Below are 22,570 nucleotides of genomic sequence, written 5' to 3'. Positions count from 1 at the left end.
AGTTTTTCAATTAGTATTTAAAAAGCATTGCGCTTAATAAACTGCTCAATTGGTTTTTAATGATTTTTCAAAAGGCACTCTTTGCAAAATACTTCTACCAAGGGTAACTTCATCAGCGTATTCTAATTCGTCTCCGACTGCAATTCCCCTAGCAATTGTTGAAACCACTATCGGCAAATCTGCAATTTGTTTATAGATATAAAAATTGGTCGTATCACCCTCCATAGTAGAACTTAATGCGAATATAATTTCTTTTACTTGGCCCAACTTGACTTTCTCTACCAATTTATTAATAGTAAGTTGGCTAGGCCCTACTCCATCAATGGGTGAAATTTTACCTCCCAAAACATGATAAATCCCTCTAAATTGTCCTGTATTTTCAATTGCCATTACATCCCGAATATCCTCAACAACACAAATAATTTGATGGTTTCGGCTGGTATTGGCACAAATCTCGCAAACAGCGCTATCCGATATGTTATGACAGCTATTGCAATATTTGATTTCCTCACGCATTGTTACCAATGCTTGAGCCAAAAAAGAGGCCTGTTCTTTGGGCTGTTTTAAAATATGAAGCACCAATCTCAAAGCGGTTCTTTTGCCAATTCCTGGCAATTGAGACATTTCATTAACTGCTTTTTCTATTAGTTTCGAAGAAAATTCCATGGGTACAAAAGTAAGCAATTTGACAAACTGCCATTTAGAAAATTGAATCTATTTTATAAAGACAATTTACGCGCTTTGAAACAAACATTGCCATTACTTTTTTACTACAAGCAAATACCAAATATTACAAAAAAACCAAATTGTTTCTATTAAAACTGTTGATTGTTATGACTTAACCCCAGCTGATCAAATTGCTCTCGCAATTACCTTTTTTGTCTCATCACTAAAGACGTAACAAAAAAGGTACGGCAGACAGCCAGAACAGGTTCTAAAAAAATTAATACTTATTTAATGTTAGAAGAACCAATGTACAAGCCACTTCATACTTTATATTATTCAATTCCAACAATTGATAAAATTCCGGGTTTTCGGTTCCGGGATTAAAAAGCACTCGTTTCGGTTTAGCTTCAATGACATAATTGTAATAATCCCTTTGGCGTGCTGGGTTAATGTACAATGAAACGGTATCAATATTTTTAAGCGGAATCGCTTTGGTATTTATTTTAATTCCCGATACTTCACCTGTATTTTGTCCCAAAGCAAGAACGGAATGTCCTCTTGCAACTAGCATTTCAATCGCTTTAAAAGCTGCTTTTTCAGACTTTAGAGTAGCTCCAAGGACTAATGTTTTTTTGTTTTTTGTCATTTTAAATCTATATAAGCTACAAAAGTAATCAAAAAGGATTAAGCACTAACTAAATACTTATCCTAAACCCAGAAATTGCCATTAAAGATTACAGCTAATTGTTCCGAATTTACTTCTTCATTCATTGGAATAAACAATAACCTAACGCTCGTTTAAACTTAGTTATACAAAAAATCGTATTTTTACAATCAAAAATCAAAACTGAATGGATTTATTTATTTACTTATTTGTTGCTTTATTTTCTGTTTTAAATCCCATTGGAACCGTTCCAATATTTGTTGGTCTTACACAAGGTGATTCTAAACAAGAGTGTTCTAGAATCTCATTATGGACTTCCATAAATGTTTTTCTAATCCTAATAATATCATTTTTTATAGGGAAATATGTTTTAAGTTTTTTTGGCATTAGTATAGATTCCCTTAGGATTGCAGGTGGATTAATAATTGTAAGTTCAGGTTTTTCTTTACTTTCTGGGAAATTCAATAAAAAGCGAGGAATAAATAAAAAGATAGAAACCGATGCTCAAAAACGAAATGATATTGCCTTAACTCCATTGGCCATACCAATGCTTGCTGGCCCTGGCTCCATCTCTCTTTTAATTGCTTTTTACCAAGAACACAATTCTACTAACGAACTCATAATCGCCTCGTTAGCAATTTTCGCGATCGCTATTGCTATTTTTATAATTCTGCGAAGTGCACACTTTTTAGCGCAATTACTTGGAGCATCAGGTATTGTTGCGATTTCCAGAATTGTTGGATTCATTGTAATTGCAATTGGCATTCAATATATTGTAAGTGCACTAATCAATATCATCAAAGGAAATTTGATGTAATTCTAAAATACAATCATTAAAAAAGTCCAATTTTCAAAAATTTACAGCATTTGAAAATTGGACTTTTTTATTGGAATTTAATTTTTTTTATTCTCTGGGCAAAAAAATCTCGGCCATCATACAACGAGCACTTCCACCACCACAAGCCTCAATAGTATCTAGACTTGAACTCAAAATTGTCACATGTTCTTCCAACTGGGAAATTTGCTTTTTGGTCAAACATTGATGAGCTGAAGCACTCATTACCAAATATCGCCTATCATCAGTACCTCTAACTTCAAGCATATTTCCAGCAAAGTTATTCACTTGCTCTTCGGTAATTAGAATCACTTCTTTTTCATCACCTTTAAGACTATCAAGAACCATTTTACGTTCTTTTTTGTCATCGATACAATCAGCACAAATAACTGCAAAAGTATCACCAATACACATCATTACATTAGTATGATAGATCAATTTTCGTTCTTTATTGACAGTTTGAAAGGCTTCAAAAATTACTGGTGTAAATTCAAAATCTTCACAAAACTCAATAAACAGTTCTTCATCAGCCCTAGGAGAAAGTGCACAATATGCTTTTCCATTTTCCCTGTCCAACACTAAACTTCCTGTTCCTTCCAAGAAAAAGCCATCTTCTTCGGCTGAAGTATAATCCATAATATTCTCTATTACAAATCCTTTTTCTTCCAAAGTATCCAAAATATCTTCTCGACGTTCTAACCTACGATTCTCAGCAAACATAGGATATAATGCTACATCTCCGTTTTCATGAAAAGAAATCCAATTATTAGGAAATATACTGTCTGGCGTATCAGCATTTTCTAGATCGTCCACTACAGTTACATCAACCCCAACGGCACGAAGCTTTTCAACAAAAACATCAAATTCCTGTTGTGCTTTTGCGTTTACTGTTGCTGGCAAAAGACCGTCTAATACTTTTTGATAGTAATTATTCACTGCTGTTTGTTCATTCATACGGAATGCAACTGGCCGAATCATCAAAATGGAGTTTGTTGTTTGTTTCATATTTCTATTGTATTATCATTAAAAGAATCTATTGCTTAAAGTTACACAATAAAACCTTAAACGAATTATTAATCTCTTATTAATGGCAAAGTGGAACAGCGTAATAATCCTTCTTGCTTCGCAATTTCGGCATACGGAATTTCTTCCACTACAAACCCATTCGATCGTAGCCAATTATTTAGCCTTGTGAAATTCTTTTCAGAAACAACAACATTTGTATCTATAGAAAACACATTGGAGTTCATATTATACATTTCGTTCCGAGTAATATGGAACAGGTTTTCTTTCCCAAAAAGATCAACCAAAAACATATAATCCGCTTCTTCTCTAAAACCTCTTTTATATATAATCCCTTTATCTTTACCTACAGGTTGAAAACAACAATCCAAATGCAAAGCATTATCACGAGCTTCAATTCTTGATTTTACCAAATCAAATTCTTTCACAATTTTATTAGGAAACAGCTCTTTTATAAATTTAACACCTTGCCAATTGGTTCTGGCTGTAACATAACTTGAATAATCACTGCCTTTATAGGTTCCCACAAAAACATAATCATTCCAGAGCATTACATCTCCTCCTTCTATATGAACTTCTTCGGGAGGGCGAACTACTTTTGCAGGATTCATTTGATCAATTACATATTGGATGGCATCCAATTCTCGTTCACGATCCGGTAAAATATTAGATTTAATAAAAATATCATCAATCACAAAACCAATATCTCTTGCAAATATCTGATTGTAGTTTTCTATAATTTCTGGGCGTAAAACCGTTACACCATATTTTTGAAACACTGAATTAAAGGCTTCCATTTCAACAACCATATCAGCCTCTATAGGATAAGTATTGGCTAAAATATGTTCTAAGGATTTAGGATCATAAGCTTCTTCAGCCATGGGCGTCGGCCCATTATTAACAGCAGAACCTAGCACCACTACCCTCAATTTTGAGGTCTCATTTTTTATGTTTAATTCTAGCATTTTTTTAAACTTTTGCCAAAGATAAAAAAAAAAGCTCCACCGTAAAGTGAAGCTTTAATAAACTATTTCTTGATTTATGATTTAACATATTCTCTCAAAGGATAACCAGTGTATATCTGTCTTGGCCTACCAATTGGCTCTTTATTTTCTCTCATTTCTTTCCACTGGGCTATCCAACCAGGCAATCGACCAATTGCAAATAATACTGTAAACATATCAGTAGGAATTCCTAAAGCTCTGTAAATAATACCAGAATAAAAATCAACATTAGGATATAAATTTCTTGACTTAAAATATTCATCTTCCAATGCCGAAACTTCCAGTTTTTTAGCAATTTCAAGAATCGGATCATTTACTCCCAAAGTCGCAAGTACTTCATCAGCAGCCTTTTTTATTATTTTGGCTCTTGGATCAAAGTTTTTATAAACTCTATGACCAAATCCCATTAACCTGAAAGGATCATTTTTATCTTTCGCTTTCGCTAAATACTTATCGGCATCTCCACCAGTAGCATGAATTTCTTCTAACATTTCTAAAACAGCCTGATTTGCACCACCGTGTAATGGCCCCCACAAAGCAGAAACTCCAGCAGATATTGATGCAAAAAGACCAGCATGTGATGAACCTACCATTCTCACTGTTGAAGTTGAACAATTTTGTTCATGATCAGCATGAAGAATAAACAATTTATCCAATGCATCTATAATGATAGGATTTGCTGTGTAAGGCCCTGTAGGCAACTTAAACATCAAATTCATAAAATTCTCAACATACCCTATTGTATTATCATAATAATTTAAAGGATATCCCATACTTTTTCTATAAGTCCAAGTAGCAATAACTAAAAATTTAGCAATAGTTTTACAAACTGCGTCATACATATCTTTTTCATTATCGGCATCTACTGACTTAGGATTAAAAGCTGTCAAAGCACTTGTCAAAGCAGACAATACTCCCATTGGGTGTGCAGTTCTAGGAAAACCATCTAAAATAATCTTCATTTCTTCACTCACCAAAGTGAATTTTCTAATATCATTTTCAAATTGCTCTAATCTTTCTACAGAAGGTAATTCTCCAAAAATTATTAAATACGAAACTTCTAAAAAGTGAGACTTCTCAGCCAATTCTTCAATTGAATACCCTCTGTAACGTAAAATTCCAAGTTCACCATCCAAAAAGGTAATTTCACTTTTACAAGAACCTGAATTTTTATAACCTGGATCAAGAGTAATCACACCAGATATATCACGTAATTTACTAATATCTACGGCAGCTTCATTTTCACTTCCAACAATAACGGGAAGCTCAAATTTATTACCATCTATTTCTAATATTGCTATTTTTGACATATTTTTTTATGAAATAAAATTTAATTTATAATTTACCAAATCTAAGGAATTCCACATTAATTTAAAAACTAATTGAACATTGAATTTGTTAAATATTCAATAAAAAAGCCATTCATCATAGACGAATGGCTCAATTACTATAATTTCATTACAATTACTTTATTTTGAATGCCTTTTTCCCAGGAAAATATGCAGAATTCCCTAATTCCTCTTCAATTCTTAATAATTGATTGTATTTTGCCATACGGTCAGAACGTGAAGCAGATCCTGTTTTAATTTGACCACAGTTTAATGCAACAGCCAAATCAGCAATAGTATAATCTTCCGTTTCTCCTGAACGGTGCGACATTACAGATGTATAACCGGCATTTTTAGCCATATTTACAGCAGCGATAGTTTCGGTTAAAGTACCAATTTGATTTACTTTTATCAAAATAGAATTAGCAATTCCTTTTTCAATACCAGTTGACAAACGGTCAACATTAGTCACAAATAAATCATCTCCAACCAATTGAACTTTATCACCAATTTTTTCGGTTAATAATTTCCATCCATCCCAGTCATTTTCATCCATTCCATCTTCAATAGAAATAATTGGATATTTTGCGGCTAATTCAGCCAAATAATCAACTTGTTCAGCAGATGTTCTGATTTTACCAGTTGCTCCTTCAAATTTAGAATAGTCATATTTACCATCTTTGTAAAACTCAGATGAAGCACAATCCAAAGCAACCATAATATCTTCTCCGAAAGTATAACCAGCAGCTTCAACCGCTTTTTTGATTGTATCTAAAGCATCTTCAGTACCTCCTGCTAATGTAGGAGCAAAACCTCCTTCATCACCAACAGCTGTAGAAAGACCTCGATCATGCAATACTTTTTTAAGATTGTGGAAGATTTCCGTTCCCATTTGTAAAGCTTGAGCAAAAGAAGTAGCCTTAACTGGCATAATCATAAATTCTTGGAAAGCAATAGGCGCATCAGAATGCGACCCTCCATTGATGATATTCATCATTGGCAAAGGCAAAGTATTAGCAGAAACACCACCAACATATCTGTATAAAGGCAATCCTAACTCTTCAGCTGCAGCTTTAGCAACAGCTAAAGAAACTCCTAAAATAGCATTTGCTCCTAAATTTGATTTAGTTGGAGTACCATCTAAATCAATCATCATTTGATCTATAAGATTTTGTTCAAAAACAGAAGTTCCAACTAACTCTTCAGCAATTTTAGTATTTACATTTTCAACCGCTTTCAAAACTCCTTTTCCTAAGAAAGCTTTCCCCCCATCACGTAATTCATGAGCTTCATGCGCTCCTGTAGATGCTCCAGAAGGAACAGCTGCACGTCCTAAAACACCATTCTCAGTAATTACGTCAACTTCTACAGTAGGATTACCTCTTGAATCAAAAATTTGTCTTGCGTGAATTTTAATAATAATACTCATTATTCTTATTTTTTATGTTATTAATTTGTATTTTACTCAAAATTAAGTAAAAAAAATCACAAGTCTTTATTATAGAAACGTTAATATCCTTTTATTTATTAACGATAACGTTTTAGTCTTATACAGATTTAATATTTTCAATAAACTGATCAAAAAGATAAGAAGAATCGTGCGGACCTGGACTTGCTTCTGGGTGATATTGCACAGAAAAACACTTTTTATTTTTCATTCTCATACCAGCAACAGTTCCATCATTCAAATGCAAATGTGTAATTTCTAAATCAGGATGATTATCCAATTCTTCTTTATTTACAGCAAAACCATGATTTTGCGAAGTAATCTCACCTTTACCGGTTATTACATTTTTCACAGGATGATTAATTCCTCTATGCCCATTAAACATTTTATATGTTGATACACCATTTGCCAAAGCAATAACCTGATGTCCAAGACATATACCAAATAATGGTTTATTATTTTCAAGAATATCTTTTGCCACTTGAATTGCACTATCCAAAGGATCTGGATCACCAGGACCATTGGATAAGAAAAATCCATCTGGATTAAAAGAAGCTAAATCGGAATAAGTGGCATTATATGGGAAAACTTTAATATAACAATCTCTTTTAGCTAAATTGCGCAAAATGTTTTCTTTTATTCCTAAATCCAAAGCTGCTATTTTATAAGTAGCATTTTCATCTCCATAAAAATAAGGCTCAAGAGTAGATACTTTAGAAGCCAATTCTAATCCTTCCATATCAGGAACTTCGGCTAATAATGTTTTCAATTCTTCAACAGGAGTATCATCTGTGCAGATAACCGCATTCATAGCTCCATTTTCACGTATGTAACTTACTAATGCTCTAGTATCAACATCTGAAATACAAATTAAATTTTGCTTCGCAAAATAATCTTCTAAACTTCCTGATGAATCAGTTCTAGAATAATTAAAACTAAAATTTTTACAAACCAAACCAGCAATTTTAATACTACTAGATTCAACTTCCTTGTCATTTATCCCATAATTACCAATATGAGCATTTGTAGCAACCATAAGTTGACCAAAATAAGAAGGATCTGTAAAAATCTCTTGATATCCAGTCATACCAGTGTTAAAACAAACCTCCCCAAATGTTTTTCCAGTAATTCCAATAGATTTACCATGGAAAATGGTTCCGTCACTTAATAAAAGAATAGCGCTTTTTCGTGTTGTATATTTCATTCGTCGATTTCTATTATTTTTTTATTTGTCTCATGTAACTCGAAAAACTCGTTTCATGCCTAATTTAAATATTGTGCAAATTTAATTTTTTAAAACAGTGGATGCAATGTTTTTTTTGAATAATTCGGGTAATTTAATACTCTATACTACAGAGTAACAAAAAGGCAATAAAATGTTCAAAAAAGAAAGGAAATAATATCCTAATATAGCAAAACCGTCTAACGTACTTCTAAATATCAGTCAAAAAAAATCAAAAAAAAAGGATAAACTATAAATAGTTTATCCTTGATTATTATCGAATGATTATTTTCATAATTATTCAGCAGCATCCGTTGATTCAGCTTCAGCTGCTGGAGCTTCAGTTGCTTCGTCTGCTTTCTTAGCTTTTCCACCACGACGGCTTTTTGCTTTTTTAACTTCTTTTTTACCTCCGTTGTAAAGTTCATTGAAATCTACTAATTCGATCATTGCCATATCAGCATTATCTCCTAAACGATTTCCAACTTTAATGATACGAGTGTATCCACCTGGACGGTCTCCTACTTTAGCGGCAACATCTCTGAACAAGTCAGTTACTGCATATTTACTACGTAAGTAAGCAAAAACGATACGACGATTGTGGGTTGTATCTGATTTTGATTTTGTTATAAGCGGCTCAACAAATTGTTTAAGCGCTTTAGCTTTAGCAACAGTAGTGTTAATACGTTTGTGCTCGATAAGAGAACAAGCCATATTAGCTAACATAGAACTTCTATGTGCAGTCTGTCTGCTTAAGTGATTGAATTTTTTTCCGTGTCTCATTGCTTTATGAAATTTAATCCGCCGCAGCGGATTAGATTATTCTTTATCTAGTTTGTATTTTGCCAAATCCATTCCGAAGGTTAAATTCTTAATCGCAACTAGTTCGTCTAGTTCAGTTAAAGATTTTTTACCGAAATTACGGAATTTCATTAGGTCATTTTTATTGAACGATACTAAATCACCAAGTGTATCAACTTCAGCCGCTTTCAAACAATTTAATGCTCTAACAGAAAGATCCATATCAACAAGCTTAGTTTTAAGCAATTGTCTCATGTGCAATGACTCTTCATCATACGATTCTGTTTGTGCAATTTCGTCAGCCTCTAGTGTAATTCTTTCATCAGAAAACAACATGAAATGGTGAATTAAAACTTTTGCAGCTTCTGTAAGAGCATCTTTAGGATTAATTGAACCGTCAGTTTTAATTTCAAAAACCAATTTTTCATAATCTGTTTTTTGCTCTACACGGAAGTTTTCAATTGCATACTTCACATTTTTTACAGGAGTAAAAATTGAGTCAGTAAAAATAGTTCCTATTGCAGCATTCTGTTTTTTGTTCTCTTCAGCAGGAACATATCCTCTACCTTTTTCGATAGTTAAATCGAAATTCAGTTTAATTTTACTATCTAAATTACAAATAACTAGTTCTGGATTCAAAACTTGGAAACCTGAAATAAATTTTTGAAAATCACCAGCTGTTAATTGATCTTTACCAGAAACAGATATAGTAACTGATTCATTATCGATATCTTCAATTTGACGTTTGAAACGCACTTGTTTAAGATTAAGGATAATTTCGGTAACGTCCTCAACAACTCCTGAAATAGTAGAAAACTCATGATCTACACCTTCTATACGAACAGATGTAATTGCATAACCTTCTAATGCTGAAAGCAAAACTCTTCTAAGTGCATTACCAACGGTCAATCCGTAACCAGGTTCCAAAGGTCTAAATTCAAATTTACCTTCAAAATCGGTTGAATCGATCATGATAACTTTATCGGGCTTCTGAAAATTAAATATTGCCATAAATTTCGACTAAGTCAATTATTATTTGTTGTACAACTCTACGATTAATTGTTCTTTGATGTTTTCTGGAATTTGAAGTCTAGCAGGAACAGTAACAAAAGTACCTGATTTAGTTTCATTATTCCATGTAATCCATTCGTAAACATGACTTGAATTAGATAAAGAACGTTCGATAGCTTCTATAGATTTAGATTTTTCACGAACACCTACTACATCACCTGGTTTCAAGTGATAAGAAGGAATATTTACATTTTCTCCGTTTACTGTAATGTGACGGTGAGAAACGATTTGACGAGCACCTCTTCTAGAAGGAGCAATACCCATTCTAAAAACCACATTGTCTAATCTTGCTTCACACAATTGCAACAACACTTCACCAGTTACACCTTTAGTAGCTGATGCTTTTTCGAATAAATTTCTGAATTGTTTTTCTAAAATTCCATAAGAATATTTAGCTTTTTGCTTTTCCATTAACTGGACAGCATATTCAGATTTTTTTCCTCTTTTTTTAGCCATCCCGTGTTGTCCAGGTGGATAATTTCTTTTTTCGAAAGCTTTATCGTCTCCGAAAATTGCCTCGCCAAACTTACGAGCGATTCTTGTACTAGGACCAGTATATCTTGCCATTTTAAATTGTTTAAGATTGAGATTATGAATTCAGGTCTTATCCTTCGATAATCTATTTTCAATCTAGGTTATACTATAATTATTTTTGAGTATTAAACTCTACGTCTTTTTGGAGGACGACATCCATTGTGCGGCATTGGAGTAACATCGATAATCTCTGTAACTTCAATTCCACCGTTATGCAAAGAACGGATTGCAGACTCGCGTCCGTTTCCTGGTCCTTTAACATAAACTTTTACTTTTTTAAGTCCAGCCTCAAGAGCTACTTTACTACAATCTTCTGCTGCCATTTGAGCTGCGTATGGAGTATTCTTTTTAGAACCTCTAAAACCCATTTTACCAGCTGAAGACCAAGAAATAACTTCACCTTTTTTGTTAGTCAAAGAAATGATGATGTTATTGAAGGTAGCAGAAATATGAGCTTCACCCGTTGATTCAACGATAACTTTACGTTTTTTTGCAGTTGCTTTAGCCATATTACTTATTATTTAGTTGCTTTTTTCTTGTTAGCAACAGTTTTTCTTTTACCTTTTCTTGTTCTAGAGTTGTTTTTAGTTCTTTGTCCTCTTAATGGAAGACCAGATCTGTGACGGATACCTCTATAACATCCAATATCCATTAAACGTTTGATGTTTAAAGAAACTTCAGAACGTAATTCTCCTTCAATTTTGTAAGCAGATACCGCCTCACGAATTGCTCCGATCTCGTCATCATTCCAATCTTGAACTTTTTTATCTTGGCTAACTTGAGCTTTTTCTAAAATCTCAATTGCTCTACTATTTCCTAATCCGAAGATATAGGTAAGTGCTATAACACCTCTCTTATTTTTTGGGATATCTACCCCTGCTATTCTTGCCATAATTATCCTTGTCTTTGTTTAAATCTAGGATTCTTTTTGTTTATTACGTACAATCTCCCTTTTCTACGCACAATTTTGCACTCGGGACTTCTCTTTTTTACTGATGCTCTAACTTTCATAGTGAATATCCTTTAATATCTATAAGTAATTCTTGCTTTTGACAAATCATAAGGACTCATTTCTAGTTTCACTTTATCACCAGGTAATAATTTGATGTAATGCATACGCATTTTACCAGAAATATGAGCAATTACAATATGTCCATTTTCTAACTCTACACGGAACATCGCATTTGACAATGCTTCAATGATTGATCCGTCTTGTTCTATTGCTGATTGTTTTGCCATAAGTTAAGCTACTGCTTTTCTATTTTTACCACTTTTCATTAAACCATCATAATGTTTATTCAACAAGTATGAATTAATTTGCTGAATAGTATCTATTGCAACTCCAACCATAATTATCAATGAAGTCCCTCCAAAAAACATAGCCCAAGATTGTTGAACATCCATAAGACTTACAACAATTGCTGGGAACACAGCTATCAAAGCAAGAAATAAAGATCCTGGAAAAGTTATTAAAGACATCACTTTATCAAGATAATCCGAAGTCTCAACACCAGGCCTAACACCAGGTATAAAACCACCACTTCTTTTTAGATCGTCAGACATTTTATTAGTAGGAACTGTAATCGCAGTATAAAAGAAAGTAAAAACAACTATCAAAGTTGCAAAAACTAAATTATACCAAAACCCGAACATATTACTAAAAGCACCAACAACAGATTGAGAAGCATCTGATTTAGACAAACCAGCAACAGCTGCAGGAATAAACATAATCGCTTGTGCAAATATTATAGGCATTACACCAGCTGCATTAAGCTTTAATGGAATCCATTGTCTGTTACCACCCATCATATCTTGTTCGAAATCACCAGATGTTGTACGACGAGCGTACTGAACTGGAATTTTTCTAATCGCCATTACTAATAATACACAAGAAATAATTACAAGTAGCCAAATAATGATCTCAACTACCAATAACATTGGCCCACCATTGTTATTAGTTACTCTTGTTGTAAATTCTTGAATAAAAGCTTGTGGCAACCTAGCCAAAATACCAACCATTATCAAAAGAGAAATACCGTTTCCAATTCCTTTATCAGTTATTTTTTCTCCTAACCACATGGCAAAAATCGTACCCGTAACTAAGATTACAACTGATGAAAATAAAAATTCAAAAGAGTTAAACCCTAAAATAAAAGCTGAACTAGGTAAAGTTCTGTAAAGATTGTAGATATAAGTTGGCCCTTGTACCAAGGTAATAACAATAGTTAACCAACGGGTAATTTGATTGATTTTCTTTCTACCACTCTCTCCATCACTCTGAAGCTTTTGCAAATAGGGAATCGCAATTCCCATAAGTTGCACAACAATAGATGCAGAAATATAAGGCATAATCCCTAAAGCAAAAACTGAAGCTTTAGAAAATGCACCTCCGGTAAACATGTCCAGAATAGATCCTAATCCATTTTTGGTTTGTCCAGCTAATCCAGTTAATTGAGTTGCGTCAATTCCAGGTAGTGTAACATGTGCACCAAAACGATAAACAAGAAGCAGACCTAAAGTAATTAAAATTCTATTTTTTAGTTCTTCTATTTTCCAAACATTACTTATTGATTCAATAAATTTCTTCATCTTAATTGTAATATTACATGATTACAGCTTCTCCACCAGCAGCTTCAATAGCAGCTTTTGCAGTAGCAGTAAATTTGTGAGCAGTTACTTTTAATTTTGCTTTCAATTCTCCTCTACCCAAAATCTTAACGATTTCATTTTTGGTAGCAAGACGATTAGCTACATAAACTGTCATATCAACAGTATCTGTAATTACTCCATTATCAACTAATAATTGAAGAGTATCAAGATTAACACCTTCGTATTCTTTACGATTGATGTTAGTGAAACCAAACTTAGGCACACGTCTTTGAAGTGGCATTTGCCCACCCTCAAAACCAATCTTTTTAGAATAACCAGAACGAGATTTTGCTCCTTTGTGACCTCTTGCAGAAGTACCACCTTTACCAGAACCTTCACCTCTACCTAATCTTTTATTTTGATTGTGTGTAGAACCCTCAGCAGGTTGTAAGTTACTTAAATTCATAACAGTATTTGTTATTTAGCTTCTTCAACAGAAACTAAGTGTTTAACTTTATTTATCATCCCAAGGATTGTAGGATTTGAGTCATGCTCTACAACTTGTCCCATTTTACGTAGACCTAAAGCTTCCAAACCTCTTTTTTGAGTAAGAGGGCAGTTGATTTTGCTTCTAACTTGTTTTACTAATAATTTAGCCATAATTTCCTTGAATTAACCTTTAAAAACTTTTTCTAAAGAAACACCTCTTTGTTTTGCAACAGTATAAGCGCTTCTCATTTGTAATAAAGCATCAAAAGTTGCTTTCACTACGTTGTGAGGATTTGAAGATCCTTGTGATTTAGATAATACATCATGAATTCCTACTGATTCAAGAACTGAACGAACAGCTCCACCAGCAATAACTCCTGTACCATGAGAGGCCGGAATCAAGAACACACGTGCACCACCAAATTTACCTTTTTGTTCGTGAGGAACTGATTGTCCATTCAAAGGAATCTTTACTAGATTTTTCTTTGCATCTTCTACTGCTTTCGCAATTGCTTCAGAAACGTCTTTAGATTTTCCTAATCCATGACCTACAACTCCATTTTCATCACCTACAACTACAATAGCAGAAAAACCGAAAGCTCTACCCCCTTTTGTAACCTTAGTAACACGATTTACACTCACCAAACGATCTTTTAATTCAAGACCACTTGGTTTTACTAACTCTATATTCTTGTATTTATTAGACATAATATATTAGAATTTAAGTCCAGCCGCTCTTGCGCCTTCCGCTAATGATTTAATACGACCGTGGTATAAATAACCTCCTCTATCGAAGGTAACTTCACTTATACCTGCTTTCAAAGCTTTCTCAGCTGCAAGTTTCCCTACTGCAGTAGCCACTTCAATGTTCGTACCTTTTCCTATTTCTTTTTCTCTTGAAGAAGCAGCTAATATAGTAACTCCGTTTACATCATCAATTAATTGAGCGTAAATTTCATTGTTACTTCTAAAAACAGATAGTCTCGGTTTAATGGCAGTACCACTAATCGTTTTTCTAATTCTGAATCTAATACGTTGTCTTCTTTCAGGTTTTGTTAATGACATAATCTTATTTTTTAAGCTGATTTACCTGCTTTTCTTCTTAATACTTCACCTACAAATTTAACACCTTTTCCTTTGTACGGCTCAGGCTTACGGAAACCTCTAATTTTTGCCGCAACTTGACCTAAAAGTTGTTTATCTAATGATGTTAATTTTACAATTGGGTTTTTACCTTTTTCAGATATAGTTTCTAGAGTTACCTCCGGAGCTATTTCTAAAACAATATTGTGTGAGAACCCAAGCGCTAAATCTAACTTTTGACCTTGATTTGAAGCTCTATAACCAACTCCAACCAATTCTAAAGATTTTGTAAAACCTTCTGTTACACCAATAACCATGTTATTAATTAAAGATCTATACAAACCGTGTTTTGCTCTTTGGTCTTTATGATCAGAAGATCTTTCAACTTGAACTTGATCTCCTTCAACCGTTACAGTTACGTCCGAAAACTCCTGTGTAAGTTGACCGTTTTTTCCTTTTACTGTAATAATACCGTCGGCAACTGTAATAGTTACACCAGCTGGTATTGTTACTGGGCTTTTACCTATTCTTGACATCTTATATAGTCTTTAAAATTAGTATACGTAACAAATTACTTCTCCACCAACATTTAATTGCTTGGCTTGTTTCCCTGTCATCAACCCTTTTGAAGTTGAAACAATAGCAATTCCTAATCCGTTAAGGATTCTCGGTATTTTAGAAGCACCTGCGTACTTACGTAAACCTGGTTTACTAATTCTTTGGATATCTTTGATTACTGGCTCTTTAGTATCTTTATCATACTTCAAAGCGATTTTGATTGAACCCTGAACAGCGTTGTCTTCAAATTTGTAACTTAAGATATAACCTTGATCAAATAAGATCTTTGTTATTTCTTTTTTTAGATTAGATGCTGGAATTTCGACAACTTTGTGGTTTGCAGCCACAGCGTTTCTAACTCTCGTCAAATAATCTGCAATTGGATCTGTATACATAAGTATTGATTTGCGGTAACGGTTTTCGATTAAAAGTAATCGAACCTGAAACCAGTTTATAAATGTGAAAAACAGACGTGATTACTCACGTCTGAATATTTTTTCTACCAAGATGCTTTTTTAACACCTGGTATCAATCCATTATTAGCCATCTCACGGAATGTAACACGTGAAATACCGAATTGACGCATATACCCTCTTGGTCTACCTGTCAATTTGCAACGGTTGTGCAAACGAACTGGCGAAGCATTTTTCGGTAATTTTTGCAAACCTACGAAATCTCCAGCTTCTAACAAAGCTTTTCTTTTCTCAGCATACTTAGCTACCGTTTTTTCTCTCTTAACCTCACGGGCTTTCATTGATTCTTTAGCCATATCTTAATTCTTTTTAAAAGGTAAACCTAATTCAGCCAACAATGACTTTGCTTCTTTGTCAGTTTTTGCAGTAGTAACAAAAGAAATGTCCATTCCAGATATTTTATTTACTTTGTCAATATCAATTTCAGGGAAAATGATTTGCTCTAAAACACCTAAATTATAGTTTCCTCTACCATCAAAACCAGTCGCTTTAATACCACTGAAATCTCTAACACGTGGTAATGCTGAAGTAATAAGTCTATCTAAAAACTCATACATTCTTTCACCGCGCAAAGTAACTTTTGCTCCAATAGGCATCCCTTTTCTCAATTTGAAAGACGCAACGTCTTTCTTTGAAATAGTAGATACTGCTTTTTGTCCAGTTATCTTTGTCAATTCATCAACTGCATAGTCAATCAATTTTTTATCAGATACTGCTGCACCAACTCCTTTACTCAAAACGATTTTTTCCAATTTTGGAACTTGCATTACGTTTGTGTAACCGAATTCTTCTTTAAGAGCAGAGATAACTCTACTCTTATATTCTTCTTTTAGTCTAGGTATATATGCCATTACTATAGTACTTGATTAGATTTTTTTGAAAATCTTACTTTCTTATCTCCTTCAACTCTGATACCTACTCTTGTTGTTTCCTTAGTTTTAGGATCAATTAGAGATATATTAGAAATTTGAATAGAAGCTTCTTTCTTTACAATACCACCTTGAGGGCTTTTTGCACTAGGTTTCGTATGTTTAGAAACCATGTTTACACCTTCAACAATTGCTTTGTTTTTCTCACGGTAAACACGTAAAACTTTACCTTCAGCACCTTTATGGTCTCCAGCAATTACTCTTACGATGTCTCCTGATTTTATTTTTAGCTTTATCATCTTAAAACGAATTAAAGCACTTCTGGTGCTAATGATACAATTTTCATGAATTGTTTTTCACGAAGTTCTCTTGCTACCGGACCAAAAACACGAGTTCCTCTCATTTCACCTGCAGCATTCAAAAGAACACATGCATTATCATCGAAACGGATATAAGAACCATCAGCTCTTCTCACTTCTTTTTTGGTACGTACAACAACTGCAGTTGAAACAGCACCTTTTTTAACGTTTCCGTTAGGTGTTGCATCTTTTATAGATACTACAATCTTGTCTCCAACAGAGGCATACCTTCTTTTGGTACCTCCTAAAACACGAATAGTTAAAACTTCTTTTGCTCCCGTGTTATCTGCTACTTTTAGTCTTGATTCTTGTTGTACCATAATTATTTAGCTCTTTCTAGGATTTCAACTAATCTCCAACATTTTGATTTACTCAAAGGACGCGTTTCGCTAATTCTTACAGTATCTCCTATGTTACAGTCGTTTGTTTCGTCATGTGCAACAAATTTCTTTGTTTTCAACACGAACTTACCGTATAATGGGTGTTTTACTTTAGTTACCTGAGCAACCACAATGGATTTATCCATTTTGTTTGAAGTAACAACCCCAACTCTTTCTTTTCTTAAATTTCTTTTTTCTTCCATCTTTCAGCAGAATTATTGTAATTCTCTTTTAGTAAGTTCTGTAGCTAATCTTGCAACTGTTCTTCTTACACTTCTAATTTGAAGTGGGTTCTCAATTGGAGAAATAGCGTGAGCCATTTTTAGGTCGGCATATGCCTTCTTAGTTTGGCTAAGTTTTTCTTGCAACTCCGCTGCAGAAAGATCTTTTATTTCTGATTGTTTCATAATATAATATAGATTATGCTTCGAAATCTCTAGCAACTACGAATTTAGTTTTTACTGGAAGCTTTTGTGCTGCAAGACGTAACGCCTCTTTTGCAACTGACAACGGAACTCCTCCAACTTCAAACATAATTCTTCCGGGTTTAACAACGGCAGCCCAATATTCAACGGCACCTTTACCTTTACCCATACGTACCTCAAGAGGTTTCTTAGTGATAGGTTTGTCTGGAAATATTTTGATCCATAATTGTCCTTCTCTTTTCATAAAACGAGTCGCAGCGATACGCGCAGCTTCGATTTGACGAGAGGTTAAGAACATTCCATCTTCATGTACAGATTTAATACCAAACATTCCATTAGAAAGTTCATGTCCTCTTTGAGAATTTCCTTTCATTTTACCTTTTTGTACCTTACGGTATTTTGTTCTTTTAGGCTGTAACATTTTTCTTTAGTTTAAAAATTTACTTTCGTTTACGAGCGTCTGGTTTTCCACCTTTATTAAAAGGCTTTCTGTCTCCTCTAGGAGAATCTCCACCTTTACCACCACCAGGTTGTTTTTTATCCATTCCTGCAAGTGGAGAAAGATCTCTCTTTCCATAAACTTCACCTTTCATGATCCATACTTTGATACCCATTCTACCATAAGTAGTATGAGCTTCAGCCAAAGCATAATCAATATCAGCTCTGAAAGTTGATAGAGGAATTCTACCTTCTTTGAAACCTTCTGAACGAGCCATCTCTGCACCATTCAAACGACCAGAAATCAAAACTTTGATACCTTCTGCGTTCATACGCATAGAAGCAGCAATAGCCATTTTGATTGCACGTCTGTAAGAAATTCTGCTTTCGATTTGACGACAGATGCTTGTAGCAACTAGATACGCGTCAAGTTCAGGTCTTTTTATTTCAAAGATGTTAATTTGAACCTCTTTGTCAGTAATTTTCTTAAGTTCCTCTTTCAACTTGTCTACCTCTTGTCCACCTTTCCCAATAATAATACCAGGTCTTGCAGTAGTGATAGTAACGGTTACAAGTTTTAAAGTTCTCTCGATGATTACTTTCGATACACTAGCTTTTGATAAACGAGCATGGATATACTTTCTGATTTTGTGATCTTCGGCTAATTTATCACCGTAATCATTTCCACCATACCAGTTTGAGTCCCATCCTCTGATGATACCAAGTCTATTTCCAATTGGATTTGTCTTTTGTCCCATGCTGCTTAAGAATTGCTTTGTGTGTTATTGATAGCTCCAAGCACGATTGTTACGTGGTTAGAACGTTTTCTTATTCTGTGTGCTCTTCCTTGTGGAGCTGGACGAAGTCTTTTCAACATCATTCCACCATCTACACGGATTTCTTTAATAAATAATCCAGCTTCTTCAAGATTACCTTCACTATTTTTTTGCTCCCAGTTATTGATTGCAGATAATAATAGTTTTTCTAATTTTCTTGAAGCTTCTTTCGAACTGAATCTTAATATGTTAAGTGCTCTTTCTACCTTCTGACCTCTTACCAAGTCCGCTACTAAGCGCATTTTTCTAGGTGAAGTAGGGCAGTTATTCAATTTTGCGAAAGCTATAGACTTATTAGCCTCTTTTCTCGCATCTGCTGTTTCTCTTTTACGAACTCCCATTGCTTCTTATTTTTTACCTTTATTTTTTGCTCCAGCATGACCTCTAAAAGATCTAGTTGGTGAAAATTCTCCTAATTTGTGACCTACCATGTTTTCTGTTACGTAAACTGGTACAAATTGACGACCGTTATGAACTGCGATTGTTTGTCCAACAAAGTCTGGAGTAATCATAGAAGCTCTAGACCATGTCTTAACCACTCCTTTATTTCCACCTGCGATGTTTTCTGCAACTTTCTTGTCTAACTTATAATGAACGAAAGGTCCTTTTTTTAATGAACGTGCCATATCTTATTATTTCTTTCTACGTTCTACGATATACTTGTTACTCGGGTTTTTCTTAGAACGAGTTCTATAACCTTTAGCTGGTATTCCATTTCTTGAACGTGGATGTCCACCAGAAGAACGTCCTTCACCACCACCCATTGGGTGATCGACAGGGTTCATTGCAACAGGTCTTGTTCTAGGTCTTCTTCCTAACCATCTTGTTCTACCTGCTTTACCAGATACAACTAATTGGTGGTCTGAATTAGAAACTGCTCCAATTGTAGCTGAACAAGTCAACAAGATTAATCTTGTTTCACCTGATGGCATTTTAATTGTAGCATATTTTCCATCTCTTGCCATTAATTGAGCAAATGTTCCAGCAGAACGAGCGATTACAGCCCCTTGTCCTGGTCTCAATTCGATACAAGATATAACAGTTCCTAAAGGAATTCTGCTTAAAGGTAAAGTATTACCAATTTCAGGTTGAGATTCTGGTCCAGAAACTACTTTCTGTCCAACTTTCAATCCGTTTTGAGCAATAATATAAGTTTTCTCACCATCAGCATAAGCTAATAAAGCGATAAACGCAGTACGATTTGGATCGTATTCAATAGATTTCACTGTAGCCGGAATTGCTTCTTTTGTACGTTTGAAATCAATGATACGATATCTCTGCTTGTGACCACCACCCGTATAACGCATGGTCATCTTTCCTTGACTATTTCTACCTCCAGAGTTTTTTATCGGCGCTATCAAAGAGCGTTCCGGCTTATCAGTTGTAATGGCGTCATAACCATTCACAACTCTAAATCGCTGACCTGGGGTAATAGGTTTTAATTTTCTTACTGACATTTTATCTTAGATATTGTTGTAAAAATCAATTGTTTCTCCTTCTTGTACTTGAACAATCGCTTTTTTAATAGCGTTAGTCTTTCCACTGATCAAACCACTTTTAGTGTATTTTGTAGTTCTATCCGGTCTCACATTCATTGTATTAACACTCAAAACATTTACTCCATAAGCAGCCTCAACAGCTTTCTTAATTTGTACTTTGTTTGCTTTTCTGTCAACAACGAATCCGAAGCGGTTTAAAACTTCACTTTCTTTGGTTACTTTTTCCGTTACTATAGGTTTAATTATGATGCTCATATCCTATTATTTACTTAAATTTTCTTCAATTACTTCCAAAGAACTCTCCAAAAGCACTAGATTATTAGCATTTAAAATAGCGTAAGTGCTTAATTCATAGCTACTTACAACATTTGAAGCTTTTAAATTTCGTGAGGACAAATATACGTTTTTATTCGTATCACCCAACACAAACAGTGATTTTTTGTTTTCTAACTCTAAAGCTTTCAAAACATTAATGAAATTTTTAGTGTTTGGCGTTTCAAAATTAAAATCTTCAAGTACGATTATATTCGACTCTTTTGCTTTAATTGAAAATGCAGATTTTCTAGCAAGACGTTTCAAGTTTTTATTCAATTTGAATGAATAACTTCTTGGTCTAGGTCCAAAAACTGTTCCTCCACCTTTAAACAAAGGGTTTTTAGCGCTACCCGCACGAGCTGTACCTGTTCCTTTTTGTTTTTTAATCTTACGTGTACTTCCCGCAACTTCAGCTCTTTCTTTAGCTTTGTGAGTACCTTGTCTTTGATTAGCCAAATATTGCTTTACATCAAGATATACAGCGTGATTATTTGGTTCGATTGCGAAAACTGAATCAGAAAGTTGAACTTTTCTTCCAGTATCTTTTCCGTTGAAATCTAATACTTTTACTTCCATTACTTCTGAATGATTACATAAGAGTTTTTGCAACCAGGAATACACCCTTTAACAACAAGTAGGTTCTTATCAGCAACTACTTTTAAAACTCTAAGGTTTTGAACTTTTACATTATCTCCTCCCATTCTTCCAGCCATACGCATTCCTTTGAATACTCTAGATGGATAAGAAGAAGCTCCTACAGAACCTGGCGCTCTTAAACGGTTGTGTTGACCGTGAGTTGCTTGACCAACACCACCAAAACCGTGACGTTTCACAACCCCTTGAAAACCTTTACCTTTAGATACACCTTGTACATCTACAAATTCTCCTTCAGCAAAAATAGAAACATCAATAAGATCTCCTAATTTTTGTTCTGTTGCGAAATCTTGGAATTCAACGACTTTTTTCTTAGCTACAGTTCCAGCCTTCTTAAAGTGACCTACAGCCGCTTTTGTGGAATGTTTCTCGTTTTTGTCATCGAAACCAAGTTGCAACGCTTCATACCCGTCAACACCTTTGGTTCTGACTTGGGTAACAACGCATGGACCAGCTTCGATTACTGTACAAGGAATATTCTTCCCGTTTTCGTCGAAAATACTAGTCATGCCGATTTTTCTACCAATTAACCCAGACATAAATATTAATTATTAATTATTAAATATAAATATAGAACGCAGCTTTTAAGCAAATCCTATTTTTTAAGTGGGTGCAAATGTATAACTTATTTACACACAAACCAAAAAAATATTTTTTACCTAAAAACGGCGTTCCTTTTTACTCTTAAAGTACTTAAACTTTGATTTCAACTTCAACTCCACTTGGCAATTCAAGCTTCATTAAAGCATCAATAGTTTTAGATGAAGATGAATAAATATCAATTAATCTCTTATATGACATTACTTCAAATTGCTCTCTTGCTTTTTTGTTTACGTGTGGAGAACGCAATACTGTAAAAAGTTTTTTGTGTGTTGGTAATGGAATTGGACCAGTTACAACAGCACCTGTTGTTTTTACCGTTTTTACAATCTTTTCAGCAGACTTGTCTACCAACATATGATCGTAAGATTTTAATTTTATTCTGATTTTTTGACTCATTTTCTTAAA

37 protein-coding genes are annotated in these 22,570 nt (G+C 34.1%); 1 reads left to right on the top strand and 36 read right to left on the bottom strand.

The features are described 5' to 3' along the window. Window positions 1–45: 45 nt before the first annotated feature. Both recR and KZH69_RS07435 read right to left on the bottom strand, forming a co-directional pair. Window positions 46–666, bottom strand: a complete 621-nt coding sequence (gene recR, locus KZH69_RS07440; RefSeq protein WP_219316802.1) for a recombination mediator RecR — start codon at window positions 664–666, stop codon at window positions 46–48. Window positions 667–943: 277 nt separating this feature from the next. Then, window positions 944–1,312, bottom strand: a complete 369-nt coding sequence (locus KZH69_RS07435; protein ID WP_219316801.1) for a CoA-binding protein — start codon at window positions 1,310–1,312, stop codon at window positions 944–946. Window positions 1,313–1,517: 205 nt separating this feature from the next. Between KZH69_RS07435 and KZH69_RS07430 the strand changes: the two genes are divergently transcribed. Then, a complete protein-coding gene (locus tag KZH69_RS07430; RefSeq protein ID WP_219316800.1) occupies window positions 1,518–2,147 on the top strand; it encodes a MarC family protein in 630 nt (209 codons plus the stop codon). Window positions 2,148–2,234: 87 nt separating this feature from the next. On the opposite strand, the gene ctlX is transcribed toward KZH69_RS07430, so the two are convergent. From ctlX to rpsJ, 34 genes are all read right to left on the bottom strand, one after another. Beyond that, window positions 2,235–3,170 carry a citrulline utilization hydrolase CtlX gene (ctlX, locus tag KZH69_RS07425; RefSeq protein ID WP_219316799.1) on the bottom strand — a complete coding sequence of 312 codons (936 nt, stop codon included), beginning with the start codon at window positions 3,168–3,170 and terminating at the stop codon, window positions 2,235–2,237. A 68-nt stretch (window positions 3,171–3,238) separates the two neighbouring features. Continuing rightward, window positions 3,239–4,153 (bottom strand): dimethylarginine dimethylaminohydrolase family protein, encoded by a 915-nt coding sequence (locus KZH69_RS07420; RefSeq protein ID WP_219316798.1) that lies wholly within the window; start codon window positions 4,151–4,153, stop codon window positions 3,239–3,241. A gap of 74 nt (window positions 4,154–4,227) precedes the next feature. Further along, window positions 4,228–5,502: a citrate synthase gene (locus KZH69_RS07415; RefSeq protein WP_219316797.1), complete on the bottom strand. Its 1,275-nt coding sequence runs from the start codon at window positions 5,500–5,502 to the stop codon at window positions 4,228–4,230. A gap of 154 nt (window positions 5,503–5,656) precedes the next feature. Then, window positions 5,657–6,949 carry a phosphopyruvate hydratase gene (eno, locus tag KZH69_RS07410; RefSeq protein WP_219316796.1) on the bottom strand — a complete coding sequence of 431 codons (1,293 nt, stop codon included), beginning with the start codon at window positions 6,947–6,949 and terminating at the stop codon, window positions 5,657–5,659. Between the two features lie 118 nt (window positions 6,950–7,067). Further along, on the bottom strand, window positions 7,068–8,171 hold the full coding sequence (gene carA / locus KZH69_RS07405) for a glutamine-hydrolyzing carbamoyl-phosphate synthase small subunit (RefSeq protein WP_219316795.1): 1,104 nt from the start codon (window positions 8,169–8,171) through the stop codon (window positions 7,068–7,070). A 315-nt stretch (window positions 8,172–8,486) separates the two neighbouring features. Further along, complete coding sequence (gene rplQ, locus KZH69_RS07400) at window positions 8,487–8,972, bottom strand: 50S ribosomal protein L17 (RefSeq protein ID WP_077377735.1); 486 nt, start codon at window positions 8,970–8,972, stop codon at window positions 8,487–8,489. Between the two features lie 36 nt (window positions 8,973–9,008). Beyond that, window positions 9,009–10,001, bottom strand: a complete 993-nt coding sequence (locus KZH69_RS07395) for a DNA-directed RNA polymerase subunit alpha (RefSeq protein WP_035637337.1) — start codon at window positions 9,999–10,001, stop codon at window positions 9,009–9,011. 21 nt (window positions 10,002–10,022) lie between these two features. Further along, entirely contained in the window at window positions 10,023–10,628 is a 606-nt protein-coding gene (gene rpsD / locus KZH69_RS07390; RefSeq protein ID WP_035668090.1) for a 30S ribosomal protein S4, read from the bottom strand. A 92-nt stretch (window positions 10,629–10,720) separates the two neighbouring features. Next, a complete protein-coding gene (gene rpsK / locus KZH69_RS07385; RefSeq protein ID WP_024981527.1) occupies window positions 10,721–11,104 on the bottom strand; it encodes a 30S ribosomal protein S11 in 384 nt (127 codons plus the stop codon). An 8-nt stretch (window positions 11,105–11,112) separates the two neighbouring features. After that, on the bottom strand, window positions 11,113–11,487 hold the full coding sequence (rpsM, locus tag KZH69_RS07380; RefSeq protein WP_219316794.1) for a 30S ribosomal protein S13: 375 nt from the start codon (window positions 11,485–11,487) through the stop codon (window positions 11,113–11,115). Window positions 11,488–11,489: 2 nt separating this feature from the next. Then, the gene (ykgO, locus tag KZH69_RS07375) at window positions 11,490–11,606 is read right to left on the bottom strand and encodes a type B 50S ribosomal protein L36 (RefSeq protein WP_008992256.1); all 117 of its coding nucleotides are present in this window, start codon (window positions 11,604–11,606) and stop codon (window positions 11,490–11,492) included. Window positions 11,607–11,618: 12 nt separating this feature from the next. Further along, complete coding sequence (gene infA / locus KZH69_RS07370) at window positions 11,619–11,834, bottom strand: translation initiation factor IF-1 (protein ID WP_007136545.1); 216 nt, start codon at window positions 11,832–11,834, stop codon at window positions 11,619–11,621. Between the two features lie 3 nt (window positions 11,835–11,837). Next, window positions 11,838–13,184: a preprotein translocase subunit SecY gene (gene secY / locus KZH69_RS07365; RefSeq protein ID WP_219316793.1), complete on the bottom strand. Its 1,347-nt coding sequence runs from the start codon at window positions 13,182–13,184 to the stop codon at window positions 11,838–11,840. Between the two features lie 13 nt (window positions 13,185–13,197). Further along, window positions 13,198–13,650, bottom strand: coding sequence for a 50S ribosomal protein L15 (rplO, locus tag KZH69_RS07360; RefSeq protein WP_100433332.1), 453 nt, complete (start codon window positions 13,648–13,650; stop codon window positions 13,198–13,200). Between the two features lie 11 nt (window positions 13,651–13,661). Continuing rightward, window positions 13,662–13,844, bottom strand: coding sequence for a 50S ribosomal protein L30 (gene rpmD, locus KZH69_RS07355; protein WP_027310825.1), 183 nt, complete (start codon window positions 13,842–13,844; stop codon window positions 13,662–13,664). Window positions 13,845–13,856: 12 nt separating this feature from the next. Next, window positions 13,857–14,381 carry a 30S ribosomal protein S5 gene (rpsE, locus tag KZH69_RS07350; protein WP_100433331.1) on the bottom strand — a complete coding sequence of 175 codons (525 nt, stop codon included), beginning with the start codon at window positions 14,379–14,381 and terminating at the stop codon, window positions 13,857–13,859. Between the two features lie 6 nt (window positions 14,382–14,387). Beyond that, window positions 14,388–14,738, bottom strand: coding sequence for a 50S ribosomal protein L18 (gene rplR, locus KZH69_RS07345; protein WP_219316792.1), 351 nt, complete (start codon window positions 14,736–14,738; stop codon window positions 14,388–14,390). 11 nt (window positions 14,739–14,749) lie between these two features. Further along, entirely contained in the window at window positions 14,750–15,292 is a 543-nt protein-coding gene (rplF, locus tag KZH69_RS07340; protein WP_219316791.1) for a 50S ribosomal protein L6, read from the bottom strand. 18 nt (window positions 15,293–15,310) lie between these two features. Further along, on the bottom strand, window positions 15,311–15,709 hold the full coding sequence (gene rpsH, locus KZH69_RS07335) for a 30S ribosomal protein S8 (protein WP_077377752.1): 399 nt from the start codon (window positions 15,707–15,709) through the stop codon (window positions 15,311–15,313). Window positions 15,710–15,813: 104 nt separating this feature from the next. Continuing rightward, entirely contained in the window at window positions 15,814–16,083 is a 270-nt protein-coding gene (gene rpsN, locus KZH69_RS07330; RefSeq protein WP_026707007.1) for a 30S ribosomal protein S14, read from the bottom strand. 3 nt (window positions 16,084–16,086) lie between these two features. Next, complete coding sequence (gene rplE, locus KZH69_RS07325; protein WP_077377755.1) at window positions 16,087–16,638, bottom strand: 50S ribosomal protein L5; 552 nt, start codon at window positions 16,636–16,638, stop codon at window positions 16,087–16,089. 2 nt (window positions 16,639–16,640) lie between these two features. Continuing rightward, entirely contained in the window at window positions 16,641–16,955 is a 315-nt protein-coding gene (gene rplX / locus KZH69_RS07320) for a 50S ribosomal protein L24 (protein ID WP_035668111.1), read from the bottom strand. An 11-nt stretch (window positions 16,956–16,966) separates the two neighbouring features. Then, window positions 16,967–17,335: a 50S ribosomal protein L14 gene (gene rplN / locus KZH69_RS07315; RefSeq protein ID WP_007803649.1), complete on the bottom strand. Its 369-nt coding sequence runs from the start codon at window positions 17,333–17,335 to the stop codon at window positions 16,967–16,969. A 2-nt stretch (window positions 17,336–17,337) separates the two neighbouring features. Continuing rightward, window positions 17,338–17,598, bottom strand: a complete 261-nt coding sequence (rpsQ, locus tag KZH69_RS07310) for a 30S ribosomal protein S17 (protein ID WP_026707010.1) — start codon at window positions 17,596–17,598, stop codon at window positions 17,338–17,340. A gap of 12 nt (window positions 17,599–17,610) precedes the next feature. Beyond that, on the bottom strand, window positions 17,611–17,802 hold the full coding sequence (rpmC, locus tag KZH69_RS07305) for a 50S ribosomal protein L29 (RefSeq protein WP_035668115.1): 192 nt from the start codon (window positions 17,800–17,802) through the stop codon (window positions 17,611–17,613). Between the two features lie 13 nt (window positions 17,803–17,815). After that, complete coding sequence (rplP, locus tag KZH69_RS07300) at window positions 17,816–18,241, bottom strand: 50S ribosomal protein L16 (protein ID WP_007803637.1); 426 nt, start codon at window positions 18,239–18,241, stop codon at window positions 17,816–17,818. 19 nt (window positions 18,242–18,260) lie between these two features. Next, the gene (gene rpsC, locus KZH69_RS07295) at window positions 18,261–19,016 is read right to left on the bottom strand and encodes a 30S ribosomal protein S3 (RefSeq protein ID WP_116761847.1); all 756 of its coding nucleotides are present in this window, start codon (window positions 19,014–19,016) and stop codon (window positions 18,261–18,263) included. A 5-nt stretch (window positions 19,017–19,021) separates the two neighbouring features. Then, on the bottom strand, window positions 19,022–19,435 hold the full coding sequence (gene rplV / locus KZH69_RS07290) for a 50S ribosomal protein L22 (RefSeq protein ID WP_219316790.1): 414 nt from the start codon (window positions 19,433–19,435) through the stop codon (window positions 19,022–19,024). Window positions 19,436–19,441: 6 nt separating this feature from the next. Further along, window positions 19,442–19,720 carry a 30S ribosomal protein S19 gene (gene rpsS, locus KZH69_RS07285; RefSeq protein ID WP_035637298.1) on the bottom strand — a complete coding sequence of 93 codons (279 nt, stop codon included), beginning with the start codon at window positions 19,718–19,720 and terminating at the stop codon, window positions 19,442–19,444. Window positions 19,721–19,726: 6 nt separating this feature from the next. Then, a complete protein-coding gene (gene rplB / locus KZH69_RS07280) occupies window positions 19,727–20,551 on the bottom strand; it encodes a 50S ribosomal protein L2 (protein WP_077377767.1) in 825 nt (274 codons plus the stop codon). A gap of 6 nt (window positions 20,552–20,557) precedes the next feature. Next, entirely contained in the window at window positions 20,558–20,848 is a 291-nt protein-coding gene (rplW, locus tag KZH69_RS07275) for a 50S ribosomal protein L23 (protein WP_077377770.1), read from the bottom strand. A 6-nt stretch (window positions 20,849–20,854) separates the two neighbouring features. Continuing rightward, entirely contained in the window at window positions 20,855–21,484 is a 630-nt protein-coding gene (gene rplD, locus KZH69_RS07270) for a 50S ribosomal protein L4 (RefSeq protein ID WP_111411027.1), read from the bottom strand. Next, complete coding sequence (rplC, locus tag KZH69_RS07265) at window positions 21,484–22,101, bottom strand: 50S ribosomal protein L3 (RefSeq protein WP_077377776.1); 618 nt, start codon at window positions 22,099–22,101, stop codon at window positions 21,484–21,486. The genes rplD and rplC overlap by 1 nt, the downstream gene beginning before the upstream one ends. 154 nt (window positions 22,102–22,255) lie before the next feature. Beyond that, window positions 22,256–22,561, bottom strand: a complete 306-nt coding sequence (gene rpsJ / locus KZH69_RS07260; protein ID WP_007803605.1) for a 30S ribosomal protein S10 — start codon at window positions 22,559–22,561, stop codon at window positions 22,256–22,258. Window positions 22,562–22,570: the final 9 nt, after the last annotated feature.

Origin of the sequence: Flavobacterium taihuense, from assembly GCF_019351435.1 — a bacterium.
GTDB classification, from domain to species: Bacteria; Bacteroidota; Bacteroidia; order Flavobacteriales; family Flavobacteriaceae; genus Flavobacterium; species Flavobacterium taihuense.
Note: the sequence above shows the minus strand (reverse complement) of the source record. Positions and strands in the feature narration are given on the sequence as shown.